Origin of the sequence: Parvularcula dongshanensis, from assembly GCF_014199615.1 — a bacterium.
Taxonomy (GTDB): domain Bacteria; phylum Pseudomonadota; class Alphaproteobacteria; order Caulobacterales; family Parvularculaceae; genus Parvularcula; species Parvularcula dongshanensis.
Genome location: NZ_JACHOB010000007.1, coordinates 82,782 through 107,003 on the forward strand (window position 1 = coordinate 82,782; position 24,222 = coordinate 107,003).

19 protein-coding genes and 1 pseudogene are annotated in these 24,222 nt (G+C 65.7%); 13 read left to right on the forward strand and 7 right to left on the reverse strand.

What is annotated here, in order from left to right; all coding sequences use genetic code 11:
- Positions 1–266 precede the first annotated feature (266 nt).
- Both GGQ59_RS13880 and GGQ59_RS13885 read left to right on the forward strand, forming a co-directional pair.
- Positions 267–3,203 (forward strand): tetratricopeptide repeat protein, encoded by a 2,937-nt coding sequence (locus tag GGQ59_RS13880; protein WP_183819647.1) that lies wholly within the window; start codon positions 267–269, stop codon positions 3,201–3,203.
- A gap of 1,257 nt (positions 3,204–4,460) precedes the next feature.
- Entirely contained in the window at positions 4,461–4,718 is a 258-nt protein-coding gene (locus GGQ59_RS13885) for a hypothetical protein (protein WP_183819649.1), read from the forward strand.
- Between the two features lie 190 nt (positions 4,719–4,908).
- On the opposite strand, the gene GGQ59_RS13890 is transcribed toward GGQ59_RS13885, so the two are convergent.
- A complete protein-coding gene (locus GGQ59_RS13890) occupies positions 4,909–5,463 on the reverse strand; it encodes a GNAT family N-acetyltransferase (RefSeq protein ID WP_183819651.1) in 555 nt (184 codons plus the stop codon).
- Positions 5,464–5,848: 385 nt separating this feature from the next.
- A pseudogene (locus GGQ59_RS13895) lies at positions 5,849–6,790 on the reverse strand (IS1595 family transposase).
- 94 nt (positions 6,791–6,884) lie between these two features.
- Between GGQ59_RS13895 and GGQ59_RS13900 the strand changes: the two are divergent.
- Entirely contained in the window at positions 6,885–7,115 is a 231-nt protein-coding gene (locus tag GGQ59_RS13900) for a helix-turn-helix domain-containing protein (protein WP_183819653.1), read from the forward strand.
- Here GGQ59_RS13900 and GGQ59_RS13905 read toward each other — a convergent pair.
- Both GGQ59_RS13905 and GGQ59_RS13910 read right to left on the reverse strand, forming a co-directional pair.
- Entirely contained in the window at positions 7,112–7,486 is a 375-nt protein-coding gene (locus tag GGQ59_RS13905; RefSeq protein ID WP_183819655.1) for a hypothetical protein, read from the reverse strand. The genes GGQ59_RS13900 and GGQ59_RS13905 overlap by 4 nt on opposite strands.
- Before the next feature lie 190 nt (positions 7,487–7,676).
- A complete protein-coding gene (locus GGQ59_RS13910) occupies positions 7,677–7,946 on the reverse strand; it encodes a hypothetical protein (protein WP_183819657.1) in 270 nt (89 codons plus the stop codon).
- A 440-nt stretch (positions 7,947–8,386) separates the two neighbouring features.
- Here GGQ59_RS13910 and GGQ59_RS13915 point away from each other — a divergent pair, with 440 nt between their 5' ends.
- Positions 8,387–9,472, forward strand: coding sequence for a hypothetical protein (locus GGQ59_RS13915; RefSeq protein WP_183819659.1), 1,086 nt, complete (start codon positions 8,387–8,389; stop codon positions 9,470–9,472).
- Between the two features lie 96 nt (positions 9,473–9,568).
- On the opposite strand, the gene GGQ59_RS13920 is transcribed toward GGQ59_RS13915, so the two are convergent.
- Together GGQ59_RS13920 and GGQ59_RS13925 are read right to left on the reverse strand one after the other, a co-directional pair.
- Entirely contained in the window at positions 9,569–10,597 is a 1,029-nt protein-coding gene (locus GGQ59_RS13920; protein ID WP_183819661.1) for a ParB/RepB/Spo0J family partition protein, read from the reverse strand.
- 184 nt (positions 10,598–10,781) lie between these two features.
- Entirely contained in the window at positions 10,782–11,954 is a 1,173-nt protein-coding gene (locus tag GGQ59_RS13925; RefSeq protein WP_183819663.1) for an AAA family ATPase, read from the reverse strand.
- 917 nt (positions 11,955–12,871) lie between these two features.
- On the opposite strand from GGQ59_RS13925, the gene repC reads away from it, so the two are divergent.
- From repC to GGQ59_RS13950, 5 genes are all read left to right on the forward strand, one after another.
- Complete coding sequence (repC, locus tag GGQ59_RS13930; protein ID WP_183819665.1) at positions 12,872–14,131, forward strand: plasmid replication protein RepC; 1,260 nt, start codon at positions 12,872–12,874, stop codon at positions 14,129–14,131.
- A 229-nt stretch (positions 14,132–14,360) separates the two neighbouring features.
- Positions 14,361–14,504: a hypothetical protein gene (locus GGQ59_RS13935; protein ID WP_183819667.1), complete on the forward strand. Its 144-nt coding sequence runs from the start codon at positions 14,361–14,363 to the stop codon at positions 14,502–14,504.
- An 80-nt stretch (positions 14,505–14,584) separates the two neighbouring features.
- Positions 14,585–15,010, forward strand: coding sequence for an MbcA/ParS/Xre antitoxin family protein (locus GGQ59_RS13940; protein ID WP_425511359.1), 426 nt, complete (start codon positions 14,585–14,587; stop codon positions 15,008–15,010).
- Entirely contained in the window at positions 15,004–15,711 is a 708-nt protein-coding gene (locus GGQ59_RS13945) for an RES family NAD+ phosphorylase (protein WP_183819669.1), read from the forward strand. Before GGQ59_RS13940 ends, GGQ59_RS13945 begins: the two co-directional genes overlap by 7 nt.
- A 675-nt stretch (positions 15,712–16,386) precedes the next feature.
- Complete coding sequence (locus tag GGQ59_RS13950) at positions 16,387–17,133, forward strand: sulfite exporter TauE/SafE family protein (RefSeq protein ID WP_343074340.1); 747 nt, start codon at positions 16,387–16,389, stop codon at positions 17,131–17,133.
- Positions 17,134–17,375: 242 nt separating this feature from the next.
- Here GGQ59_RS13950 and GGQ59_RS15495 read toward each other — a convergent pair whose 3' ends face one another.
- Complete coding sequence (locus tag GGQ59_RS15495; protein WP_343074339.1) at positions 17,376–17,642, reverse strand: YdcH family protein; 267 nt, start codon at positions 17,640–17,642, stop codon at positions 17,376–17,378.
- Between the two features lie 77 nt (positions 17,643–17,719).
- Here GGQ59_RS15495 and GGQ59_RS13960 point away from each other — a divergent pair, with 77 nt between their 5' ends.
- The 4 genes from GGQ59_RS13960 to GGQ59_RS13975 all read left to right on the forward strand — a co-directional run bounded on the left by GGQ59_RS13960 (position 17,720) and on the right by GGQ59_RS13975 (position 23,585).
- Positions 17,720–18,640 (forward strand): hydrogen peroxide-inducible genes activator, encoded by a 921-nt coding sequence (locus GGQ59_RS13960; protein WP_183819710.1) that lies wholly within the window; start codon positions 17,720–17,722, stop codon positions 18,638–18,640.
- Positions 18,641–19,413: 773 nt separating this feature from the next.
- Positions 19,414–21,156: an ATP-binding cassette domain-containing protein gene (locus tag GGQ59_RS13965; protein WP_183819673.1), complete on the forward strand. Its 1,743-nt coding sequence runs from the start codon at positions 19,414–19,416 to the stop codon at positions 21,154–21,156.
- Positions 21,157–21,159: 3 nt separating this feature from the next.
- Positions 21,160–22,173 (forward strand): efflux RND transporter periplasmic adaptor subunit, encoded by a 1,014-nt coding sequence (locus GGQ59_RS13970; protein WP_183819675.1) that lies wholly within the window; start codon positions 21,160–21,162, stop codon positions 22,171–22,173.
- Entirely contained in the window at positions 22,170–23,585 is a 1,416-nt protein-coding gene (locus tag GGQ59_RS13975) for a TolC family protein (protein WP_183819677.1), read from the forward strand. The genes GGQ59_RS13970 and GGQ59_RS13975 overlap by 4 nt, the downstream gene beginning before the upstream one ends.
- Positions 23,586–24,222: the final 637 nt, after the last annotated feature.

Consider the following 24,222-nt stretch of genomic DNA (forward strand, 5'->3'; position numbering starts at 1 on the left):
TACGTCATTTCTGAAGATCGGAATTTCTTCCCGGCAGCGATCGGCCTTCCCAGTGCGCGCACCCATCCTGTCGACCCCCTCCTAGCTGGAGAGCAGAATTGGAACGTTAGAGATGACCGGGCACGTCCCCCGACTGGACTCCTCATTGAGCTTCGGTCGGACGCGCTGCCGGTAGAGTCACGCGGTAACCGTCTGTCTTCGTGAATCTTCAATGGTCAGCTTGCAAGACGCCGTGGTAACGAGTTGGGACTCGGGGGGGAATGGCCATGAAGATAAGTGCGGTGTGTGCGGTGCTCGCGCTCGGCGGCCCTGTCGCCGTGTCGGCCCAGGACCTAACCATCGCGCCCGTGCCGTCGTGGGTTCTGCCCATCGAGGCTGCGTCGGACGCGCCTGCTAGCGGCGAAGCGCTGACCATCCTTGCCTACGACATGCAGACGCACTTCGGAAAAGACGTCACCGAAACCTTCCAAGCCTCACGCCTTCGGATCGAGACGCCCGAGGGTCTGCAGATCGGGAACGTCGCCCTCGGATGGAGCCCAGCCACCTCGACCCTTACCGTGCATGAGCTCGCGATCGAACGCGACGGCACGATCATCGACGTCCTGGGCGACGGTGACACCTTCCGAGTGGTCGATGCTGAACCGCAGCTCGGCCAGGCGATGATGTACGGCATCAAGACTGCGACCTCGCAGGTCCAGGGCCTGCGGGTCGGCGATACGCTGCACCTCGCCTACTCGATCGCCGAGGCCGACCCCCTCATCGGCGCGATCGCAAGCGACTTCCTCCCGCGGCCGGAGCTGCCGGTAGGACGCGCTCGTTTTAGATACGTCTGGGACAAGGACGTCGAAGCACGCTGGCGGACCGTCGGCGACCTTGGAGCCGCCGCCCCGTCGAAGCGGGACAGTCGGGACCTCGTCCTTGAGGTGGGCAAAGCGGACTACGAGGAGATGCCTGCCGCCGCCCCGCCGCGCGCCGTGCTGACCCCCCGCTTCGAGCTCAGCGCGTTCGAAGACTGGGAAGCGGTCACCCGCCTGTTCGACGGAGTCTACGAAGGCGCAGCTCAGATCGAGCCCGGCTCCGACCTCGCAGCAGAGAGCGAGCGCATCAAAAAGGTCAGCATGGACCCGCGCGTCCGCGCGGACTTGGCACTCGACCTCGTGCAGGACCAGGTCCGCTACCTGTTCAGCGCGCTCGAAGTCGGCGGCTACGCCCCGGCCTCGGCGCAGACGGTTTGGGAGAAGCGGTTCGGTGACTGCAAGGGGAAGACAGCCCTCCTCCTCGCGCTTCTTCGCGACCTCGGCATCGACGCGGTGCCAGCGTTCGTGAGCAGCAGCGCAGGCGACGCTCTTCCGGACCTTTTCCCAACGCCACGCGCCTTCGATCACGTCATCGTCCGCGCTCATATCGGCGGTAAGACCTACTGGCTCGACGGGACGGAACAGGGCGGAGCGGTCGCGGACGCCGACCTCTCCGGCTACCGCTTCGCGCTGCCGGTGACCTTAGGAAGAGACGAGCTCGTTCCGATCGAAGGTCTGCCGACGACCAAACCCATCCGTGAGGTTGAAATAGACGTCGACGCACGCGAAGGGCTCGGCGGCCCCCTCCCCGTCACGATCGAGGAGAGGTTGAACGGCCCCTTCGCGCAGGCGGTCCGGCTCTCCGTGCCGCTCGGACAGGAACAACGCGAACGCCAACTCTGGTTCCTGTTCAGCGACCTCGACGCCAGTTTCGATTGGGACGAGATCGAGATTGACGCGCCGCCTACCGGGGCTGCCCTTGTCGTCGCGAAGGGAAGCGTCACGCTCGCCAAACGGGGGGACTCCCTCGCCCGCAGCTACGTCGTACCGGGGGGCGAACTCGGTTGGTCACCTAAAGGCATGCAGGAAGAGGACGAGAAGCGGACTCTTCCTTGGTTTCACGGGCAGAGGGGCACCAGTACGTTCAGGACGACGATTCACCTTCCTGTCGACGACGTCTTCTACCTTGATGGTCTCAACACCGAGACGGAAGCCGCGGGCCTTTCGCTCTCACGGCAGACAACGATCTCTGACAGTAAGCTCGTCATGGACGCTCGCTGGACGGCGGTGACGCGTGAGATCCCTGCCGCCGAGATCGGTGATGCGGTCAGCCTTCTGCAGAAAGCCTACTGGAACGAGCCAACCTTCACTGCGAACCCAGACGCAACGGCCCAGAAGCAGTCGCCTGCGGAGCAATCCTCGCTCGCGACCCGGCAGCCGACCGACTTCGACGGCTTCTACCAGCGGGGCGGTGTCTACCTCGAATCGAACCGCTATCAGGAAGCTGTCGACGATTACGACGCGGCGCTCGCTCTTAATCCGTCGTCCGTCTCGGCGAAGTCCGACCGTGCCATGGCACTGATCTGGCTCGATCGTACGGAGGAGGCCGAGCGGGATTTGAACGCTGCCCTCGCGCAAGATCCTGAGAACTGGGTTGCCCTGCATGGGCTCGGCGTCATCCACACGCAGCGCGGAGAGTTCGAGGCCGCGGTGGCACGTCTGACCGAAGCGCTCGACGTGAAGCCAAGCGACGACTTCGCCCGGCGGTGGCGTGTGCATGCTTATCAGCGGGCGGATCGCATCGACGACGCGTTGGCGGACGTCGATTATCTGCGGCGCAAGTGGCCTGCCGACGTCTCGCTGATCGGCATGAAGGTGGGCCTGCTGTTGGACGCTCAGAGGGCGGACGACGCCCTTGCCATGATCGATGATGCCCTCACTGAGAAACCGTCAGCCTGGCTTCACGCCTCGCGTGCAGAGGTCCTCGGAAAGCTCGAACGCGTCGACGACGCGCTTGCCGCCTTCGACGACGCGGTCGCGCTCGACGGGGGAAGCCCAGGGCTGTGGAACCAACGGTGCTGGTTCAAGGGCACGCACAACTTGGCGCTGACCTCGGCACTCGAAGATTGTGAAAGGGCCCTTAGCTTGGCGCCGGACAATCCTGCCTTTCTCGACAGCCGGGGCTTGGTACATCTGCGCCTCGGCCAACTCGAGAAGGCGCTCGCCGACTACGACGCGGCACTAGCGAAGGCGCCCGAGCTGCCAGCGTCCCTCTACGGGAGGGGCCTTGTTAAGGCGGCGATGGGCAACGAGGACGGCGCGCGAAGCGACGTTCGCGCGGCGCGGGATGCCTCGCCTGCGGTCGAGGATGAGTTCAAGGGTTACGGACTCGCAGCGCGCTTTTGAGACTGATCCCCGTTCGTGGCGGGGATCGCAACGCGCATCAGCGTCGGTCAGAAGGAGGCGAGGCGAGCCGGATGAGATCATGCTGGGGACGCCAACGGCGAGGCTGGCCACCACTGCAGAGGCGGGCGTTTCACTCACGCTAAGGTCAATACGGGCATGGGTATTGCGGGTGCCGAATGGTGGGCGTCGGGACCGGCGCGTCGGGCTCGCCCGTCGTATTGAGCGCGAGCGAGCCGTCCTTCTCTCGCTTGAGGTGAGGGCGCCCCAGTCGAGCAGAACGATCTCGCGGTCGCCGTCTTTGTTGGGGCGGACGATCGGGGCGGCGCGTCGCGGGTAGCGGGCCGCCTCGCCGAGGTTGCCGGTCAGGTCGAGCTCCTGTCCGACCGAGCACGCCTCGAGCAGCTCGTTGGCGGCCGCCCGAAGACGGTGGTGATTGCAGATCGGCCGACGATGCCATCCGTGATCGCCCTCTGTCGCGAGACGCCGGGTCGAAGGTACGCTTCGATCCAGCCCCTGCGACGCCCGCTCTCCGCTGGACGCCCGGGCCCCGTGCGCTCTCTCTTCTTAGCCTTCGCGCCGTGGCCGCGACAGACAGGAGCTCGACCGACCTGCGTCGGACCTTGCGCCTCGAGCGTCGAAACGGCGTGCCAGCGCGAAGACCTCCCTGCGCTTACGATCCGGGACCCGGTGCGAAGGGAAGCACCCTTCTCCCGATTCATCCCCGCGGGTGCGGGGAGCACACTGACGGGTACGAAGAGGCTGTCAACGCCGCCGGTTCATCCCCGCGGGTGCGGAGAACGTGTTCCACGCACCCGCGGGGATGAACCGCGAAAGCCCCGCCTGTGCCCGCCGCCAGAAGCGCCTCGTTGCGCGTCGCGCGCGGCGCCCCGACCTCAATCGCTTAAGTCGCCTAGGCGGCGTCGTCGGCCGTGAGGCCGTAGCGTTCCGCGATCGGCAGGGCTGGCCCACCCTGGCTCGGGGCCGCGTCGTGATCGGGAGGCGACGGATTGCCTCCCATGCGCAAGCGCTCGCTCGTGCGCACCAACCAGGACTGCCGCCGCCGCGCGCTCCCTGTTCTCGTTGGGGAGCGGGGGAAGTGCCGCACAAGGGGCAGCGAGGACGAAGCTCGTCGTCGCGCCCCGCCCTCGTCTCGCTACGCCCGGATCTTGGCCTGGGGGATGGGAATTCCGGGCTTATGTAACAGAAGCACCAACGCAAAGCCCTACAACGTCAGCGCTTTAGTGCGAGGTCGCCGATATGGAACGACCGAACACCGTAGCGGGCTTGCTAGCGAAGCGTGACGAGCTGAGGTGGGATCTCGCCGAAGCCGAGAAGGTGGCGAAGGCCCTTCGCATCAACATCGATCATATCGACGCGACGCTGCGGCTGTTCGATGGAAACGGAACGCCGCCGCGTTTGCGGGGGGCGGCGGTTGCTCACCGTGCCAAGCGCGGCGAGCTGCAGCGCTTCGTCCTCCGTCAGCTACGAGAAGCGGAAGGCCCTCTAACCTCCTAGGCCATTACAAAGGCTTGGGTTAGAGAACGGGGCCTCTCCACAGATCACGAGACGTTCGTGCTTCTCAGGAAGCGCACCGGAGCCTGCCTGACGAAGCTACGACAGACTGGGACCGTCGAGCGCGTTGATGGCAAGGGAGAGTACGCAGGATGGCAGCTTCGCCGCCCTAGTTCATTACCCTCGCTAAGCTTTAATCGCTGGCGGCTTTGACTGCCTTCATCATGTCAATGAACATGACAGGGTGATCGCGTTCTTCGTTTTCTGGAGTGTCGATCATAACAAAACCCGCCTTCTTATAGAAGCCGACCGACTGCCTCTTGGAGTCAACCACAATGAACCTACACCCTACTGTAGGGCAGACATTGGCTTCTGTGACGCCAAGGGCGAGATCCACCAAGGCGCTTCCCAATCCAGAGCCTTGATGGTCTTTTGCCACTGCAAGCCTGGCTATCTTAACGGCAGGATAGTGATCGTATCGGTACTGTACGTCGTTACCGTCCGGAAGAGAGGGCTCGCCATTCTCCGATATATCTACTTGCCCACAGACAAGAGTAATGTAGCCAACAACTTTTGACCGCAAGAAGGCAGCGTAGGTTCTAGCAAGGCTCGCATCTTGATACTTCTTCGCTTCTTTCTGCAAGAATGTTTTCAGAGGGGTGAATGCAGCGTCACCAAGAGAAAGGCCGGTGAGCTTATCACCGGCCTTAATAGCCCTGATGACGACTTCGTCGTCGGTGTCTGGCAAACCGTACTACTTGGCTTTTGCAGTCTTCAGCTTGAAAGAAGCGGAGCCAGTATCGCGAAGTTGGCTTGCGAGGGCACGCCCCTCGCGCACGGACTCAATCGCAGCGGCGTTCGGTCGGCCGTACTGAGCCTGACGACGGAACTTCGCGCCGTCTTCTTCGGTGAGCACCACCCTACCGAATGAGTGCGAATGTATGGCCATAACATCTCCCTCCGAACGTACCTTGCTCCGCGCCCTCTAGCACCAAGTTAGAAAGCGCAAACGGTTAAATCGACGTGTCGATGTTCCCGCTTTACGGCGTGGCCGATCAACCACGCAACGAATGTGCCCCCTATGTGCGAGTTTGCATAGGGGGCGCGGTGTCACGTTCCTGAACCCTTTCCCCTTACGCTGCACTTTCCCAGTATCCACACCAGGTCTGGCTGACCGGCGCGCCTAGCGCGAGGCCAAGCGCCCGCCCGGCGAGCTTCCTGTTGTCCTCACGGCGGTGATCTTCGAGCCGGGCGGCGTGCCCAGCGTACTGGTGAAGTACTTCGCGCTAACGGGGTGATGCTGGCCCTGCACCATGCGGCGGAAGGCGGGAGAAGAATGACTCCGCTTGGTTAGTGCAGGCACCCGGGATCGAAAACGCTTTCTGATGGGTCACGCGGCGTGCGTCATAGAAGCCGTGCAGCTGATCCCAGTGCGAGGCTTTGTCAGCGTGAAGGATCGAACCGGCTTCGACGCGCTCGGCAGCAAAGCGGACGCCTTGGGCTTCGGCCATCGCTACGGTCGTGAGGGTCCGGCCGCCACGCTGACGAGCGGCGCCGACGACGCGGCGCTTGCCGTTCTGGTGACGCGCTAGGCGGCGGTCGCGGCAGTTCTCTTTCCGGTTCGCCTGACGTAGCTTGCCGCCGAAATAGGCGCCGGCGATCTCGACTTCGCCGCGCAGGATTATGGAGCGCGTCTAGGCGCTCATGGCCTCGCGGACCAATGCGCCAGCACGAAGGCCGTTTTGAACTGCAGGTCAAGATTACGGCTCAGGTGCACCGCACTCAGGCCCTTGGCCCCGTTCACGACGAGAAGGATCCCCGCCAGAAGGTCGGTGAAGGCCAGTTTGCGGCTATGGAACATCGTGCCGCTCGTGACCGAGAACTGCTGATGGCACGCCTTGCACTTGAACTTGCGGCGGGTCGCGATCGAGTAGGCTTCGTCGTGCTCGCAACGAGGGCAAACCGGCGCACCATCCGTCGCGGGCCAGCGGACCTTGCAGAACGTCTCATACGCCTTGCCCCGCCAGCCTTGCAGATGGCTTCGAGGCGCAGGAGAAAAGGAAGTGCGGTGCTATATCGTTGATGCCAACGATATATGGCTAGATGGCCTCTATGTCAACGCTTAGCGTTGGCCTTGATGCAGAAAGTTGGCCACGCTACTTCCGTACTATGCTCTCTCCTCCTCTGTGCCGCGCGGCGCGCGGTTGGCTCGGTTGGTCACAGTCTCAGCTCGCCGAGAAGGCGGGCGTGAGCCAATCGACGGTGCGCGACTTCGAGGCCGGGCGGCGGGTGCCGATCGGTAATAACATGAAGTCACTACAGCACGCGTTCGAAGATGCAGAGATCGTCTTCATGGTAGACGAAGAGGGTCGGGCGGTCGGACTCAACGGACCGCTCTAGTCTTCGTCCGGCGAAGGCAGCTCGGAAGGCGTTAGCTCAGTCGGGTCGTCAACGTCGAACACGGCGTGCACCTCGACGAGGTGGTAGACGAGCAACCGTTCCCCATAATGCTCATAGATCAGGGGTACAAGGAAGCCCTTACGGTAGATGTTGTCTTCTGCCTCAGCGATCTCGTGCTTGATCCGCTCTTCGGCGTAGTCGGACTGGTAGACGATCGGACGAGGTTGGTCGGTCAGGGCTGGTATGACGACCTTATGGCCTGATCGCCTACCGCGCTTCCCGTCGCCAACGTTCGTTTGCCAGAACCGCATGATGACCTGCTCATGGGTCTCGTGGGTCACGTCCGGCTTCCGCTGCAGTTGGGCACGCATCACGCGGCCTACAATCAACAGCCGCGTCACCGGTCTGAATGCTAATGTGCACCTCTCGCTTCTAGCCGTCCGGCTTCTCAGTCGACCCGCGGTAGGCGATCTGCAGCTTGCCGTCTGTGTCTTGGGCAATCGGCCTGAGAATGTCGGCGACCTGCGATAGCTCCCGCTTCGTCATATCCGCGGCCGCCGATTAGCCGTCAGGACCGCGCAGAGATGTCAGGCGACGCGTTAGCCGCTTGGTGAAGTCGCGCGTAATGAGGACCTGATCCATCACGCCAATGGCGGTCGCGACGAACTCTATGATGATTGAGCTTTGGCGGATCGACTTAATGTAGAAGCGCGAGGTGCTCTCAGCGTCCGGCGCGTTCTCGTGGATGAAGTCGTCGTATTGGTTCGCCAACGAACCCAATAGGTCACCTAGCTCACGAACCTCGATCGGTTCAGCGAGATCGATGTCCACCTCTAATTAGGCCCCAGCCTCGTCCATATGCCTACGGTAGCGAAGTTCGCTCACGTTACCAGCCCTCCATTCGGGTGGCCGGTCCGCTAGGTGCGTTTGCTACATAAGGCGGGGGGATCCTCATCCCTCGCCGCGCTTCCCGCCGGGCGCTCACGCCTGCGACGACCTCGATGCCGCGCGCAATGACGACTCCGCTCCGACCTCCATCGGCGCCAGACGCTCGGAGAGCCGCGTCACGGCCCCCCGCAACGTTGACCTCGATCGTCAGGGCCACCTCTTCTCCTCCAAAGTTCAGGGGCATCGTCGAACCCGGGTCGAACGCAGTCATCTCATCGTCGATAAGGAAGCATTATCGACGGTCAGAACTCTGCGTCGAGACGCCCTGCACAAATCAAGCTGACGGCGCTAAGCTTGACACTTCCCCCTCCCCTGGAGCCCTCTTGTCCGACGCCCCCTTCGCCCTCCCCCCGATGACGGTGCCGCAGTGGCAGAGCGCGGCGTCGTCGATCGCGGCGATCGGCGCCCTGTCGGCCCGCCTCGGCGAGGCCCACGCCGCCTCTCCCCTGGCGCCGCTCCTTAAGCACCGGTTCGCCTACCAATCCGCCCTTCGCCTCGCCTCCCGCGCACGGACCCCCGACCATGCGGGCGCCTACGCCCGTCTCTACGGCGTGCCCCGGGGGGCGAACGCGCCCTCCCCCGCCGACCTTGGCGCTGCACGCGACGCCGAGGTGTTGATGGCCGAGTTCCTCGCGACGGCCGCGACCGACGCCTCACCCGCCGGGACGCCCCGACCGGCGGGTCCGGGCGTCTCAGCGTTGCTGCCGGAGGGCCTCGAGGAGCAGTCGGCTCGCCGCGGCGCCCCGCCCCTCCTCGCCGTCGCCGAGAGCCTGCGACGCGTCCTCGGCGGAACGCCGGTCCCGCAGGCGGGCCTCGCCGCGCTCACGGTCCTGAGCCGCGAAGGCTACCTTCCGACCCCGCCGCCGCCGATCGGCTGGCGAGTGCCCCGCCCCCGTCCCGAGGGGGCGTGGAACGTGACGGCCCTTCGCCGGCTCGCGGGCGCGCTCGGCGAGGCGAACGCGCTCCTGACGGCGGTCCACGCCTTCCACCGCGACGCCGTCGCGGCGACGCGCGACCTTCGGTCGGACAGTGCCGCCCGCCCTCTCCTCCCGGCGCTCGCCGCCCTCCCCGTCGTCACGCAGCGAATCGGGACCGCGACCTTCGGCCTCTCGGCCCAGACCTTCCAGACCGCGATCGGCCGCCTCGTCGAGCGCGGCGTGGCGCGCGAACTCACCGGGCGTCGGAAGTGGCGCGTCTGGGCGGCGAACGATCTTCGCCTCGCGCCGGTCCTCGACGCAGCCGAGGGTGTCGCTATGGCGCCGACCTCGACCACGGCCCCCCTCCGCGCGCTCGGTCCCCTCCCCCCGATCGACTGGTCGCGTCACGACGAGGCCCTCGCAGCGGCCATCGCCGCCGCCGACGCGCTCCTGGCGCGCGCCCGCCCCGAGGACGCCGCGCCCAAATCCTGAACGATTATTAATCTAAGGGGCGACCGCGCGCGCGTTCGGACGGCGGGCCGATCGGCTCGGTCGCCGTCCTCGCCCGCCGCGGCAGGATCGGACCCGCTAGTCCATCTTCGGGAGCCGCTTCTTGATCTCCTTCAGCGTCTCGGCGGTCGACGCGGTCGGCGCGAGGGGGACGCGGAAGGTCATGTACTTCCGCCCCCGCTCGACCTCGACGAGGAGTTGTCCATCGGGCGCGGTGACCCGCTCCGGCGCCGCGCGCTTCGCCTTCTGCCGCTGGGGCGCCGCCCCCGCCGCGAGGAGCTCTGTTTGAACTGTCCGCGCGTCGTAGCGCGCCCCTCCCCCTTCGCGTCGGGCTTGCCGCTGGGCCTCCGCGATCTCGCTCGCGCGCGTGACGATGCGCGTCCGCGCGGCGTCCTCGTTCAGGAGCGGCGCGAGGGCGGTCGCCGCCCGAAGCGTGATCTCGGTCGACACCGGGAAGGCCGCGACGACCTCGTCCGGCAGCCCCGCGAGGTTCAGGTAGTGCCGAAGCTTACCGCGGGACATGCCGACCTTTTCGGCCATACGCAGCACCGTTCCCCCGTAGAACTCTTCGAGTGCCGAGGCGTAGTCCCGCGCGCGCTCGTACTCGCTGATGTCCTGCCGACCCCGGTTCTCGGCGTCGGAGGCGAGGAACGCCTCCTCGTCCTCCATCCGCCGGACCTCGACGAGGTAGAGGATGTCCGTCCGCTTCTCCTGCGTCCGGAGGTAGGTCACCGCGAAGTGGCGCCGGGCCCCTGCGATGACCTCGAACTCGTAGCCCGCCGGATCGTTCTTGAGCGGCCGCGCGATCGCCGGCGTCGTCTGCTGACCCTTGGCGCGGATGTCGTCGATAAGCTCGGCGCAGTTCTCCGGCGTCAGGAGGTCGTAGAACCGGTTGTGCCGGCGCCACATCCGGCACTGCTCCGGCAGCACCGTCCGGAGCGACGCGGACCGCATCCGGCCCGTCGCGACCTGGTTCGCGACGTTCTGGCGGTCCTCGAAGACGCTCACGCCCCGGCGCCTCGGCTTCTCCCGTTCGGTGCCCCCCTCCCCTGCGCCGACGTCAAGTCCTTCGAGGGCGTCGTTGAGCGCCCCAAGCCGCTTGTTCATCCCTTCGTTCCTCGCTTCTCAGCAGCGAAAGCTTGCGTCCGGATCAACGGGCCTGCAAGCCAGGAGCGCGCCGGCACCGCGCGTTCCTGACCGCCTACCCCTGCCCTTCGCTTACTTCGCCAATTCCGTCATTCTTGAGTGATTTCCGTCGCTTACATGGAGTGGCCACGCGTGGCCACTCGCCTCAAGCCGCGCCCTGTGCCCTCAACTGGCCCTGGTGGCTGCGCCACGTTCCTCGCACCAAGCCCTCAAGCTCTCCCATCACCTTGTCGAGGTTCGCCCGGCACCTCTTATACGTCTGGTTGCTCGGCCCGGTGTACTCGTAGACCGTCCGCAGCTCCGCCGAGGCGGTGTTGTACTCTGAGGAGTCGATCAGCGCCGTCGGCAGGATGTCAGTACCGAACACCTTTTTCATTCCCTCCCGGATGACCTTCTGCGCACGCTTGTTCTCGTCAACCCGGGACGCCAGCACCTGCACGAACTGGAAGTCGGTCTCGAACCCTCTCTTCTCGAGGGTCTCGAGGACGTCGACGAGCATGGTGAGGAACGTCACCGTGGAGCCGTAGTCGACGACCGCCGGCGGCGTCGGGATGACGAGGGCCGAGGCGGCCCGAAGCGCGTTGAGCGAGATCATGCCGAGCGCCGGGGGCGGGTCGAGGATGACGACGTCGTAGTCGTACTTGATGTCGTCGATGCCCGCCTTCAGGGACTCGAAGCGGTTCGCCGGGTCCTCGCCGCCGGCCGCGATCGCGTACTCAGCGTTGTAGAGTCCGAGGCTCGCCGGGATCAGGTGGAGACCCTCCCAGTAGGTCTCGCGGACGGCGTAGCGCAGGTCCGGGGCCTCGTGGAGAAGGAAGGGGAGGGCGGTGTCGTCCTCGTCGAGGTCGTGCGCGGGGTTGAGGCCGAAGAGGAGGGTCGCGCTGGCCTGGGGGTCGATGTCCGCCAGCAGCACGCGGTAGCCGCGGAGAGCGAAGTACTGCGCCGCGTGGACGCTGTTGGTCGACTTCCCGACGCCGCCCTTGAAGTTCTGGAACGCGATCACGACCGGCTCTTCGTGGTCCTGCCGGTAGGGACGCGTGCCGAAGAGGTCCCGCATCCGGTTGACGTCGGAGAGCGTGTAGCCGGCGCGGTTCCCACTCTGCCGCTTCTCAGGTGTGGGCAGGTCGCCCTCGCTCTCCGCCCGGCGGATGGTGTTCTCCGACCGGCCGACGAGCTTCGCTGCCTCGCGGACGCTGAAGCGAAGGTCGAGCGTCTTCCCTGCGTCCTCGAGAGCGAGTTGCTCGCCGACGAGGTCCATCAAACGGCTCGCCCGCGCCTGAATGGTGCGAATCTGATCGAGCTCTACGCTCTCACTCATGCTGTCCTCGTCTCGGCTCGCAGCGTCTCTTGACAGAAAGTTAAGACTTAAGGCTCTCTTAACGATCATGGTCGACTTTTTGGCTCGTTCGGCCTAAAAGTCGACCGCTAACCGCTGGATCCCCGAAATGTTGCATCGGTTCGAGAATCGGAGCGGTTGTAACGAGGCCTACCAGAAGCCCGGTGCGAGAGGCGAGGAGCGACGATGACAGAAGGGGCGACCACCACCGCTGACTCCTGTGCTCGCCACGCCTCCCCGTGCCGCCGCCCCGACCCCGCGCGTGCTCCTCTTTGTATCAGCAGCGCGGCCGCCGCGCAGCCGGTTCGAGCCGCCTCGCCGCCTCGAAGTCTCGTGCAGCCGCGCGTGTCCCCCGCCTCTCGTTCCGGCGTCGGCGAGGGGAGGGGGGCCGCTTCGTCGGATCGCCACTCCGCCCCAACGCCCTGCCGCGCCGCCCCCTCGTCGTGCGGCCGACCCGCCAGCAACCGGCGCTCGCCGCCGATCGCGCTTCTCCTGACGGGAGGCCTCGTCATGACCGGGTAGAAAAAAGGCCCCGCCGAGGCGGGGCCGGAAAGGTGATGCGACCAAGAAAGGGCCGTCCTCAAACTCACCCTCACCGTACGCCTTTCCCTCGACACCCGCAAGTAACGCGCGCGTCCGGCGCCGAAGAGCCGCCGTGACGCCGCGACTAAGGTCGCGCGCGGCATCGTCCCGCGCGAACGGGCCGTCACGCCGGCGGTACGCGAAGAAGGAAGGGACAGGAAAGCACGCACGAAAAACCCCGCCGGAGGCGGGGCTTCCCAGAGTCTGGTTGGGGTACGTCCCCGATTTGGCGATCACAGGCCTACACCAACCGATTCGCGCTGGCAACGAAAATCGCACTACCGGTGCCACGGGAATCGTGCATCCTGACGACATACATGTCAGTACACGGAAAGACAGGAACTCGTCGCTACGACGAGACGATGGCGCGCGCGCGCCTCTACGCCGAGGCCTTCGAAGGCACGGGCCTCAAACCCGGGAAGATCCTCGCGAACTGCAAGCGCGTCCGCTCGGCGCTCGGCTACAGCCTTTCGGCGGAGAAGGTGCTCGACACGCTCTTCCGGTTCACGCGGCCGATCGACTGGGAGGAGGGGAGCCCAATCGGTCCCGTCGTCTGGCCCTCGAACGACGAGCTCATCGAGCAGACGCACCTTCAGAAGCGAACGGTGCAGGCCTGTCTGCGGCAGCTCATCCGCGTCGGGCTCATCTGCCCGGTCGATAGCGCGAACGGGAAACGGTACGGAACGAGGGATCGGACGAGCGGGCACATCCTGCGGGCCTACGGCTTCTCCCTCGCTCCCTGCGGCACGCGCTACGTCGAGTTCGCCGAGCTCATCGAGGAGATGGACGCCCGGAAGGCCGAGCGCCGCGCTCTCCGCTCGGCCTTCGGCAGCCTCTGCCGGGACGTCCGCATGATCTGCACGGCCGAAGTCGAGGTCGGCGCCGCGCAGTTCCGCGACTGGCTGGAAGAGACCGAGCGCCTCGCCGAGCGGGCTCGGCGCACGCGCACGCTCGACGCCCTGAAGGACCTCGTCGCTCGGGTCACGACGATCGTCGCTCAGGCCCGGGCCGCGTTCGATCAACAGGCCGATCTGGATTGCCGGCCGAAAACTGCCGAACGAAACGAAGAAACGACACCCTTGGGTGAATCGAATGGCACCCACATTACAACTACAACGCAGACTCAACCCTACGGGGTTACTGTAGGTCTCTTCGGAAGAGGGAGTGGTCGGACCGATCGCACCCTCCTCCGGCATCGGGACATGCTGGAAGGCGAGATCGACGATCATAAGATCACCGCTGCCATGGCTTTCGAGCTCCTGGTCGAACCCTCCCTTTGGGCGCGAGAGCGTCCCGATCACTGGGCGGTCATCGAAGGGGAGGTCGAGGCGATCGTCGCCAAACGCTCACTGCCCCACAGCCTCTGGTCCGACCTCCGCGAGGTGGCGGGGCGGCGCGGCGCGGTCCTGTCGATCCTGATCGCCGAACGCCGGGCCCTCCGCGGGGACGTCCAGAACTTCGGCGGCTACGTTCGGTCCATGATGCGCCGCGCCGCCGAGGGGCAGCTCCGGCTCGGGGGAAGCGTCTACGGCGAACTCGACCGGGCGAAGTCGGACCGAGTACCCGTTCATGCGTAAGGACCACTGCTTGTCGTTTGGGGCGAGCCGTACAGCGCAAGACCAAACCTGCTGTTGGATCACTACCGCACGGCTCGCTGACTTCGGCCGAGAACCTTCGCAGGAACTCGTCGAGGCGAACGCCGAACAGCTGGGCCACGACCGGCGCATCGATCAGAGGCTGATCAGGCAGTTGCGCGGTGCGATCGGGCGCCGCTGGGCCGCAGTCGCGGCGATCACCGGAGCGCCCATGACTGACCGCTGGCAGGTCCGAAACGAGGGCAGCGACCTCAGGCGGATGCTCGAGGTTGCGCGGACGGGCGAGCTGCGTATGGACCGCACCGTCTCGGGCCTCGTCCGCGCTGCAGAAGCCGGGGAGGGAGACATAGCGTGACGGCCAGGCCCTCGCAGCTTGACTTGCCATTTGGCGGGATAAATCGTATGTTTTGCCAATATGAATCTGCGAGGTTTCTGGTGCCCGCTCTCGAACTCGTTCACACGCGGCCGGACGCGCCTGCACGCCCGCCCGTCGGCGGCATGAGCGACGATGACGCCGCGGCGGCCGCGCGGGCCGTCTTGGGCCTCTTCGCCCAATGGGGGGTAACCGACGCTGACGCTTGCGTGCTGCTCGGCGGCATCGGGTCGCGCAGCTGGGCCCGGTGGAAGAAGGGCGAGCCACCCCGGCTCGGCCGGGATCTGCGTGCCCGGATGTCGAACCTCCTCGGCATTCACAAGGCGCTGCGGATCGTCTTCCGCGAGCCCGAGCGCGGCTACGCCTGGATCGGGCGCCCAAACGAGGCGTTCGGGGGCCGGTCCGCTCTGGACGTGATGAAGGGGGGCGAGTTGACCGACCTCATGCGCGTGCGCGCCTACCTCGACGCCGAACGGGGAGGATGGTGAAGGACACGCCGTCGGTCGCGCGTGTCGGCTGGACGACGGCGCACCGGATCGTCCGTTCCTTGTACCCCCCAATCGCTCTCTTCGAGGACATCGCGGACCCAGCGGATTGGGAAGCGCTCGCGCGCGCGGAGGCCGCGACCAACCCTCGCGTGAACGAGACGATCGGAAGGCTCGATGCCGTCCCGCCCGAACGGCGGGTGTCGGGGGAGGGGGCAAGCTTCGTCATGGCGCCCTTCACGCACGTCTCGACCGATCGGCCGAGCCGGTTCACCAACGGCACCTACGGCGTCTACTACGCTGGCGACCGCATCGAGGTCGCCCTGTTCGAGACCATCCACCACCACGAGCAGTTCATGCGGCGGACCGAAGAGGCCCCCGGCTGGACCTCGCAGTTCAGGGAACTGGTCGGCTCGTTGGAAGCGAACCTGCATGACCTTCGCGGAAGCGGGTTCAAGGACTGTCTCGAACCGGACGATTACGGCGTAGCTCAAGGCCTCGCGAGGCGCCTTCGAGCGGAAGGGTCGGATGGGCTCGTCTATCCTAGCGTCCGCTATCCGGACGGCGAGGCGGTCGCGGCCTTCTGGCCAGACGTCGTCGGCCTGCCGGTCCAGGCTCGCCACTACGCCTATCATTGGGACGGGGGGCGGGTCGACCTCGTCCGTGACGAAGGGAGCGGCGAGACGTTTGCGGTCAGTGAGTGATAGGGACAAGCGCACTGCGCGATACGTTGGCTCAGGCCAGAACTGCCCTCGCGGTCGAGAGCGAAGTCGTGCTCGTCTTCGCCACGCAGTGGACGACGGAGTTGGCCGAATAACCAGGACGGGCTGGTCGCCGCCGTCGTCAAGGCGAACGAGGGCACGATCTTGATTCTTAGCGCCGGGGTCTCGCCTTCACGCCCTAGGTAGCGACGTCGCCGGCATCCCCTAGGCTTCGTTTCTTGGCGGGTTCGACCTGTTGGGTCACCAGCAAGAGACCTACCCGGCTAGCCAGGACCAATTGCTGCAAACCCAGTCACCCATGACGCGCGAGCGCGCCTTCTTTGCCTAGGGGTTTCAGGTCTAAGCGCAAGCTTCGCCGACCGATGAGGCCGGTTGCCCTTCAAATTGTAGCAGGCAGGACCTTAGCGAACAGCAGTAAGGCGCCTGCACCAGCCGTTCAGTGGCGAACATCGGATGACCGAACGTATCCAGAAGCGGACAGTCGCAGCGGGACGGTCGGATCGCAGGCTTGATGTGCCGTATCGTACCGGTCGGACGACAGGTTCGTGAGAAGGACGGATGGCGTTGTAGCGGGACAGCGAGATTTGATCACCGCCGGACGAGCGGGCGAGGGAACCTCCCCGCCTTCATCGGAGCGAGGTCACGGTTGCCTACCTCATCGAGGCCTCACCCTACGTCGCGATCGGCTTCGCCGCGCAGCTAATCGACGGCGCTCTCGGCATGGCGTTCGGCGTCATCTCGTCCACCTTGCTCATCGGGCTCGCCGGCGTCTCACCGGCACAGGCCTCGGCCAGCGTCCACCTCGCCGAAGTCTTCACGACCGGCGCGCCGGGTGCCAGTCACGCCATCCTGCGCAACATCGATTGGCGGCTCTTCGTCCGCCTCGCCATCCCCGGCGTCGTCGGCGGCGTCCTCGGCGCCCACGTCCTGTCCTCGATCGACGCCAGCGCGACGCGGCCCGTCGTCATGCTGTACCTCGCGGCAATCGGCCTAGTCATGCTCTACCGGGCCTGGCGCTTCCCGCCCAAGAAGTTCGAGGACCCGCGCCTGGTCGCGCCGATCGCCACGGCGGGTGGCTTTCTAGACGCTGCGGGTGGCCGGGGGGTGGGGTCCGTCGTCACGTCCAACCTGCTCATCCAAGGCAGCGAGCCGCGGAAGACCATCGGCACGGTCAACGCGTCCGAGTTCGTCCTTACCTTGTCCGTCTCCGTCACCTTCATCGCGACCATCGGTTTCGACGCGTTCACGCGAGCGACCGTCGGCCTCTTGCTGGGCGGCGTGGTAGCCGCGCCGTTCGAGCCACTGATGGCTAGCGCGATCAGCCCGCGTTGGCTCCTCCTGCTCGTCGGCGCCGTCATCCTGATCACGAGCACCTACGCCATCGCGCAGGTTCTGTCGGTCTAGCAGCTCAGAGCTCGTCCGCCCGGGGGTCAGCGACTGCTAGAGGCGGAGGAGGGACGGGGGCCTGGTCGGCTCGGAAGCCCAGTCCCTCGGTCAGAAGAGCCACATGCCCTCGAGGCGCGTACGACGCGGTCCGAGGAATCCACGTCTTCCATGCGTCGTAGCCCGAAGTCCTGACCGCCGCCGTGAACCGGGGCAGGGGGGCAGCGGGTGGGAGGTTCATGCGGACCACGGCGCTCTTCCGATTACGCCGTTACGGGGCGGCGGGCGGACCCGTTCAGCTCACGACGCCGCTCGTGACACTGCTGCTTCAGGCGGAGCTTCTGCCGCTTCAGCGTCTGAAGCAGGAGGGTGTCGGGCAACGGACGGCGCGCTTCCTCGTGTATAGCTTCGTCGAGCTCGCGATGCCGACGCTCACTGGCGGCGAGATAGCGGTCGTGGATTGCGGTCGTCACTGAAACCTCCTCTCGTTGGGACGAGGGAAAGGTGGGGAAGGGCCGCGACCGCGGCACTAGGGCGAAGGCCGCTTTGGTAATAGTCTTACGCTATCGGCCATCGTACTATCGCCTGGCACTTGCTAATGAACGGCATGCCCTCCGACCCGACGATCCGGCAGCTGCGATACCTGACTGCGCTTGCCTCCTGCCTTAGCTTTCGCAAAGCCGCTGAGCGGTGCGGAATCAGTCAGCCTTCCCTGTCCGCTCAGCTGAAAGCGCTTGAGACGTCTCTGGGTGTCAGGTTGGCGGAGAGGGGCTCAGGTTCTGTCGTCCTGACGCCGGTCGGTCGTGAGGTCGCCGCGACCGCGATCGATGTTCTCGACCGGGTCGACGCCTTGGTCGGGCTCGCCTCGCGTGGACCGCTCACGGGAGTGCTTCGTCTCGGCGTCAAGCCCACGCTTGGCCCCTACCTCATGCCACACGTGGTGAGGCGACTGCACGCGACCCATCCCGACCTTCGCCTCTTCGTCCGCGAAGCGCCGCCGATCGATTTGGAGCGCGAGTTGATCGAGGGAGTGCACGACGTCGTTCTCGCCCAGTTGCCGCTCGCCTCGGCGGAGGTCGAGAGCGTCCGGCTCTTTCGAGAACCGCTCCTCCTCGCGGTCGCGAGCGACCATCCGCTCGCGCGGCAGGAGCGTTTCGACCCAGGCGACCTGAAGGGCTTGGACGTCTTGACGCTTAGCCCCCGCTATCACCTACACGAGCAGGTGCTGCGCCTCTGCGAGGAGAACGAGGCCACCCTTCGACGCGACTACGAGGGCACCAGCCTCGACGCCCTCCGGCAGATGGTCGGGATGGGGTTGGGCGTGACCTTCCTGCCAGCGCTCTACGTCGCCTCGGAAGTCCGAGGGGAGGGGGACGTTGCCGTGCTCAAGCCCGCCAGGGCCGGCCTTCACCGGTCGATCGGTCTGGGATGGCGCCGTGCGTCGGGCAACCACGAGGCCTACGAGGCATTGGGGGATGCCGTCACAGCGGTCGCGGCGGAGCTTCCGCACCTGTCGCTGGAGCGCTGATTCCGAAGCTGTCGGTCGGTATCCTGGTGACGCGCGACCGACAGCTTCGGACAGTGTTGCCGAGGGGTCAGCCGTCGTTCGACGGATCCTCTTGTGCTGCGAACTCTACAGATTCGGCATCAACGGGTTGTTGTGCACGAGCGTAGCGATGCGGGTGATGCTGCGGGCCTCGCGGCGCGGCGCGTTCGACGGAGCGGGTCCGTTCGGTAACTTCAGCCTTCGTCGGCTGTGGCGACGACATGACGTGCCGCGGCGAAGAACGGGCGCCGGTGTCGGTCTGCGCCAAGGCAGGCGATAGGGTCAGCGGAAGCGCGACGGAAGTAGCGGCGAGTAGCGTCGCTAGCGGGCGACGCGCATCTGGTGAGTTGGATAGCAATGTCATGAAGACCTCGTTTCCCATTGCTCGAAGACGATGGTCAGGACATGGTCGTAAACTCAGAGACGACTAGACCGATAGGAACTTCCTATAACCCGTTGAGGTGCTTCGGCAGCGCAGGCTCGTTTGGCGGAATCTCGCCGGTGAATCGCGATTGCGGAACGACCGCTCTAGGAGGGTCGATAGCGGCGATGCCAGCAGTCGATAGGAATAGGCTATCAGGGTTGGCAAGCAGCCCGAACCACCTAGGTGGCAGCCGACGAAGCGTGTCGACTCCATCAACAACTACTCCAGCGAGCGGGCAGGTTCCGGTCCGCAGCGAGAGGCTCGACTATGACCCAAATTCCCGCCGGTCCGCTCGCTCCGGCGCCGGCTGCTCGCCCCGCGATAGCCTAGCATGGTGCAGCACGAGATCCCGAGTGCCCGTCGCGTTCTAGAGCTCGTCTGGCAAACGCTGAGCCCGGAGCGCCGTTACCTTTGGCTGGCGGTGATCTACGGCGTCGGCATCAGCTTGCTCTCGCTGGCAACGCCAATCGCGGTGCAGGTCCTCATTAACACCGTGGCCTACACGGGCCTGACCACACCGCTCGCCGTGCTGACGATCGCGCTCTTCGGCCTGCTTCTGACCTGGGCACTGCTGAACGCTCTTCGCGTTCACCTCGTCGAGATCTTCGCGCGCCGGTTCTACGCACGCTGCGTGGCTGCGATCGCCTTGCGCACCGTCTACGCGAAGAACCCGTTCTTCGCCGACGAGGGCCAGACCGCACTCTTCAACCGCTACTTCGACATCCTCGGCGTACAGAAAGCCGTTCCGGTTCTCGTCATCGGCGGCTTCACCGTGCTGCTTCAAGCGTCGGTCGGGTTCGTGCTCGTCTCGTTCTACCACCCCTACTTCTTCGTGTTCGTGGCCGTGATCGTCGCGGCGATCTGGTTGATCTGGCTAGTCTGGGGCGCCTCTGCGATCAGGACGGCGGTCGCGTTGAGCGTCTCGAAGCATCGCACGGCGGCGTGGATCGAGGGGCTTGGCGGGTCGAACGGCTACTTCAAGTCCGACCGGCACGTGACCTTCGCCCTGCATCGTACCGAGGAGGTCACGGCTGCCTACGTTGACGCTCACAAGCGCCACTTTCGGCGTCACTTCGCTCAGACCGTAAGCTTCCTCGTGCTGTACGCCGCGGCGAATGCGACGTTGCTTGGCCTAGGTGGTTGGCTGGTCATCCAGGGACAGCTGACGCTGGGGCAACTCGTCGCCGCCGAGCTCGTCCTGTCGGCGGCCTTCTACGGCGTCGCGCAGCTTGGGACTTACCTGAACTACTTCTACGACCTCTGCGCCGCCTGCGAGGAGTTGTCCTTGTTCGAGGCCGTCGATGAGGAGGACTTCGTCAGTACGCTGCCTCCCTCCCGGACGAGCGCCGAGCTGGTCTTCGACAGCGTGCGCGGCGATGCACGGGGCCTGCCGGCCTTACTCGACTTCGTCATTCCCTCCGGAACGACCGTGCAGGCCGCGGCCAGCCTCCACGGAACTCAGCGCCTCTTCACCAACCTCCTCAAGCGTTTCGAGGAGCCGCGCGGCGGAACGCTGACACTGGGCGGAGACGACATTACAGCGACGGAGGTGCACGTTCTTCGTCGGGAGATCGTCGTCCTGGACCGGCCGAGCATGGTCGAGATGACCATTCGCCAGTACCTCGCGCTCTCGCGCGACGGCGTTTCCTCATCGGACATGCTGAACGCGATCCGCGACGTCGGCCTCGCAGGCGTGATCGAGAGCCTCGAGCGCGGCCTCGACACGTCCCTCAGCTCGACGGGGTGGCCGCTGGCGGTCAGCGAGATCATGCGACTGAAGCTAGCCGCCGCCATCCTCTCCAAGCCGCTGATCCTCATCTTGAACCAGCTCTACGACACCGTTCCCGATCACATGCTGCGTCGCGCCATCGAGGCTTTAAAGCAGGCGTGCGGCGGCACCGTTGTCGTCTTCACCAACCGAGCGCACGATCTCGGAGCGGACAGCTACCTCTACCTCGAGCCCGAGCGGCAACGCCTCTACACCGACTACGCCGCCTTCGAGGAAGCGCAGCTCGGTCAGGAAGCCTTGACTGGGTCCCAACGAACCGGCGCCAACTCCTTCGAAACGGTCTGATCCATGCCATTCCGTGACCAACATATCGGCCACTTCCAGACGCTCGCCTCCATACGGCCTCCGCGCCTCATCGTCGCCGTTGCGCTGATGCTGACGCTCGCCGTCGCGATGTTAGTGCTGCTCCTCACCTTCACCCCCTGGGTGCAGACGACCAGCGGTCCAGGTGTCGTGTCGACGCGAGACCCGAACGACCGCGTGCAGGAGATCAACGCCCTTGTCTCCGGTCGTATCGACCGCTGGTACGTTCGTGATGGCGACCGGGTGGCGGCGGGTGATCCGATCGTGCGGATCGCGGACAACGATCCGCAACTGATCGAGCGGCTCTCGCGCGAACGCGAGCAGCTGACGGCCGGCCGCGATGCCGCCCGGGCGGCGCTGCGCACCGCGCAGATCGATCTCGAACGTACGCGGGGGCTCTTCGAGGATGGCCTCGCCGCACGGCGGGACTTCGAAGCGGCGGCGATCCGGGTCGAGGACATGCGTGCGAGCCTCGCTGCTGCTGAGGCATCGATCGAGAGGCAGGAGACGGAGCTGTCGCGGCAGTCCGTTCAGACTGTGAGGGCGCCTCGGGAGGGCACCATCCTCCGGATAAACGGTGGCGCCTCGGCAACCTACGTCTCCGCCGGCGATCCCGTTGCCATGTTCCAACCCGAAGGCGCCGAACGCGTGGTCGAGCTCTACGTCGACGGACGCGACGTGGCGCTGGTGGCACCGGGACGTCGGGTCATGCTGGAGTTCGAAGGATGGCCCGCGGTCCAGTTCTCCGGTTGGCCATCAGTTGCCGTGGGGACCTTCCCAGGACGCGTGCTGAGCATCGACCCAACAGCGCAGCCTGACGGACGCTTCCGTGTCCTCGTAGCTGAAGGCGACGAGACGCCTTGGCCGGGACCAGAGTTCGTGCGCTTCGGTGCCTCCGCACGCGGATGGGTGCTGCTAGACGAGGTAAGGCTCGGCTACGAGCTGTGGCGTCAGCTGAACAACTTCCCCCCGCAATACTCGACAGGCACCACGTCATGAAGGGGATCGTAGCGGCCCTTCTGGTCCTCGCCCTCGCCGTGTCACGTGCCTACGCACAGGCCGAGGCCCCCCTCTACCCCGAAGACGTAGCCATCTCAGCTGCGCGGCACTACCCAGCCGTCCTGGCCGCCATCGCCGAGCGTAGGGGCGCGGCGGGCGAGCTCTTATCTGCAAGGGGAGCGTTCGACGTAGTCGTCACGGCGGAAGGACGGGCGCGCACGGCTGGCTACTACAGCGGCGACTTCGGCCAGGTGAAGGTGGAGCGGCCGCTCGGTGGCTTCGGCGCGAAGGCCTACGCGAGCTACCGGCTCTCCGACGGCACGTTCCCGATCTACGAGGACGAGGCTTACACGAACAAGAGCGGCGAGGCGAAGATCGGTGTGCTCTTCTCGCTGTTGCGCGACCGCACGATAGACGATCGGCGGGCCGGCATCGCAGAGGCACGGCTAGGCCTCCAGCAAGCGGAACTCGAGGTGCGCCTTACCAGGCTCGCGGTTCAGCGGGAGGCGCTGCTGGCGTACCACAGATGGGTCGCGCGTGGGCGGGAACTCAGTGTCTACGAGGACCTTTTGGAGCTAGCCGAAGAGCGGATCGAAGGTCTGGAAGAGGAGGTGCGCCGGGGGGCTCGCGCCGCGATATTCCTGACCGAGAACGCGCAGAACCTCACGCGTCGACGGGAACTGGCCGCGACGGCGCGACGCGACCTCGCCCTCGCGGCGAACGACCTTGCTCTGTACCTGCGGACGGAAGAGGGGCGCATGCTGACGCCCGACAGGTCGCAGATTCCCAAGAGGCTGCCGGAGGTCGCCCCGGCTGCCACACCGGACGTCGCGGCGATTACGGGCGAACGGCCCGAGTTGGCGCTACTGAACCTCGCCGCCGAGCGTGCTAGCCTCGCGCTTGCCCTCGCGGAGAACGAACTCCGTCCGCGTCTCGACACCGTGTTCGAGGTAGCACAGGACTTCGGACCCGTTGCGGAGGGCGGCTTGAGCCGCGACGAGGGCGAGATCATCGCCGGTCTGCGCTTCGAGCTTCCTCTCGGTCGGCGAGGCGCACGCGGAAGAGTGGCTGCGGCGGACGCGCAGCGCGATCGAACTAACCAAGAGCTCCGCCTGGCGCGTGATCGAATCCTCGCCGAACTGACCGAGGTCGTGCTCGACCTCGAAACGTCAGGAGAGCTGCTAGAGCTTGCGATGCAGGAAGTAAGGCAGGCTGAAACGATGCGAGCCGCGGAACAACGACGCTTCGCGGCCGGCGCGTCCGACTTCTTCTTACTGAACTTGCGAGAAGAAGCGCTCGCGGACGCTCGCGTACGCCTCGCGCGCGCGAAGCTGGCTCGGTCGGCTTCGCGCGTCACATACGACGCGGCCGTCCTCGATGAGGAAGCCCTTGGCCTGACGGCAGCGCAGTAGCAGCATGCCCGGTCCGCTCGGTCGTGCCGCTCCTGCGCTGCCGACACGGCGGCCCAGCTGCCACCGAGAACCATCCGTCCGCGTCTGTTCGGGTATGGGGCGTAGGATCGGCCGCTTAGCCTTCTAACCTTCAGCACGAACACGATCCCGGACGGCTGCGTCGGCGGCAGGGAAAGGATCGAGAACGACGAGAGGCCCAAGGACTTCCTAAGCACCAACAACCCGCAACATCGCCGACGACGCGCGAACCAGCGTGCTCTTCGGTCGCGACAAGCTCGCGACCGAAGAGCAGTGTGTGGACCTGATCGGTGAGTGCGAGCTTCTTCTTCATCCAACGATCGCAGGCCATGGGCAGACCGTCGGCAAGGAAGGATCGTCCAATGTGCAGAAGCGTCGGCTGATCTCCCCCCCGGGTAGGTCGGCCGGGAGGCACGACCGGCGCGAAGGTTGTCTCGGCACGGCCCTATACGCGGTCGGGAACCAGACCTTCTCGGACGGGGCAGGATTGCCTAGGCTCTAGCCCCCGTTGTAACGGCCGTTTTTGCGCCTACAGCGCGACTTCTACCCAACCACAGAGCTCTTGTTCCAGAGCGTTCACTGATCGGCGCTGGCGTGTTCTTTGTACCTGCGCGCTTAA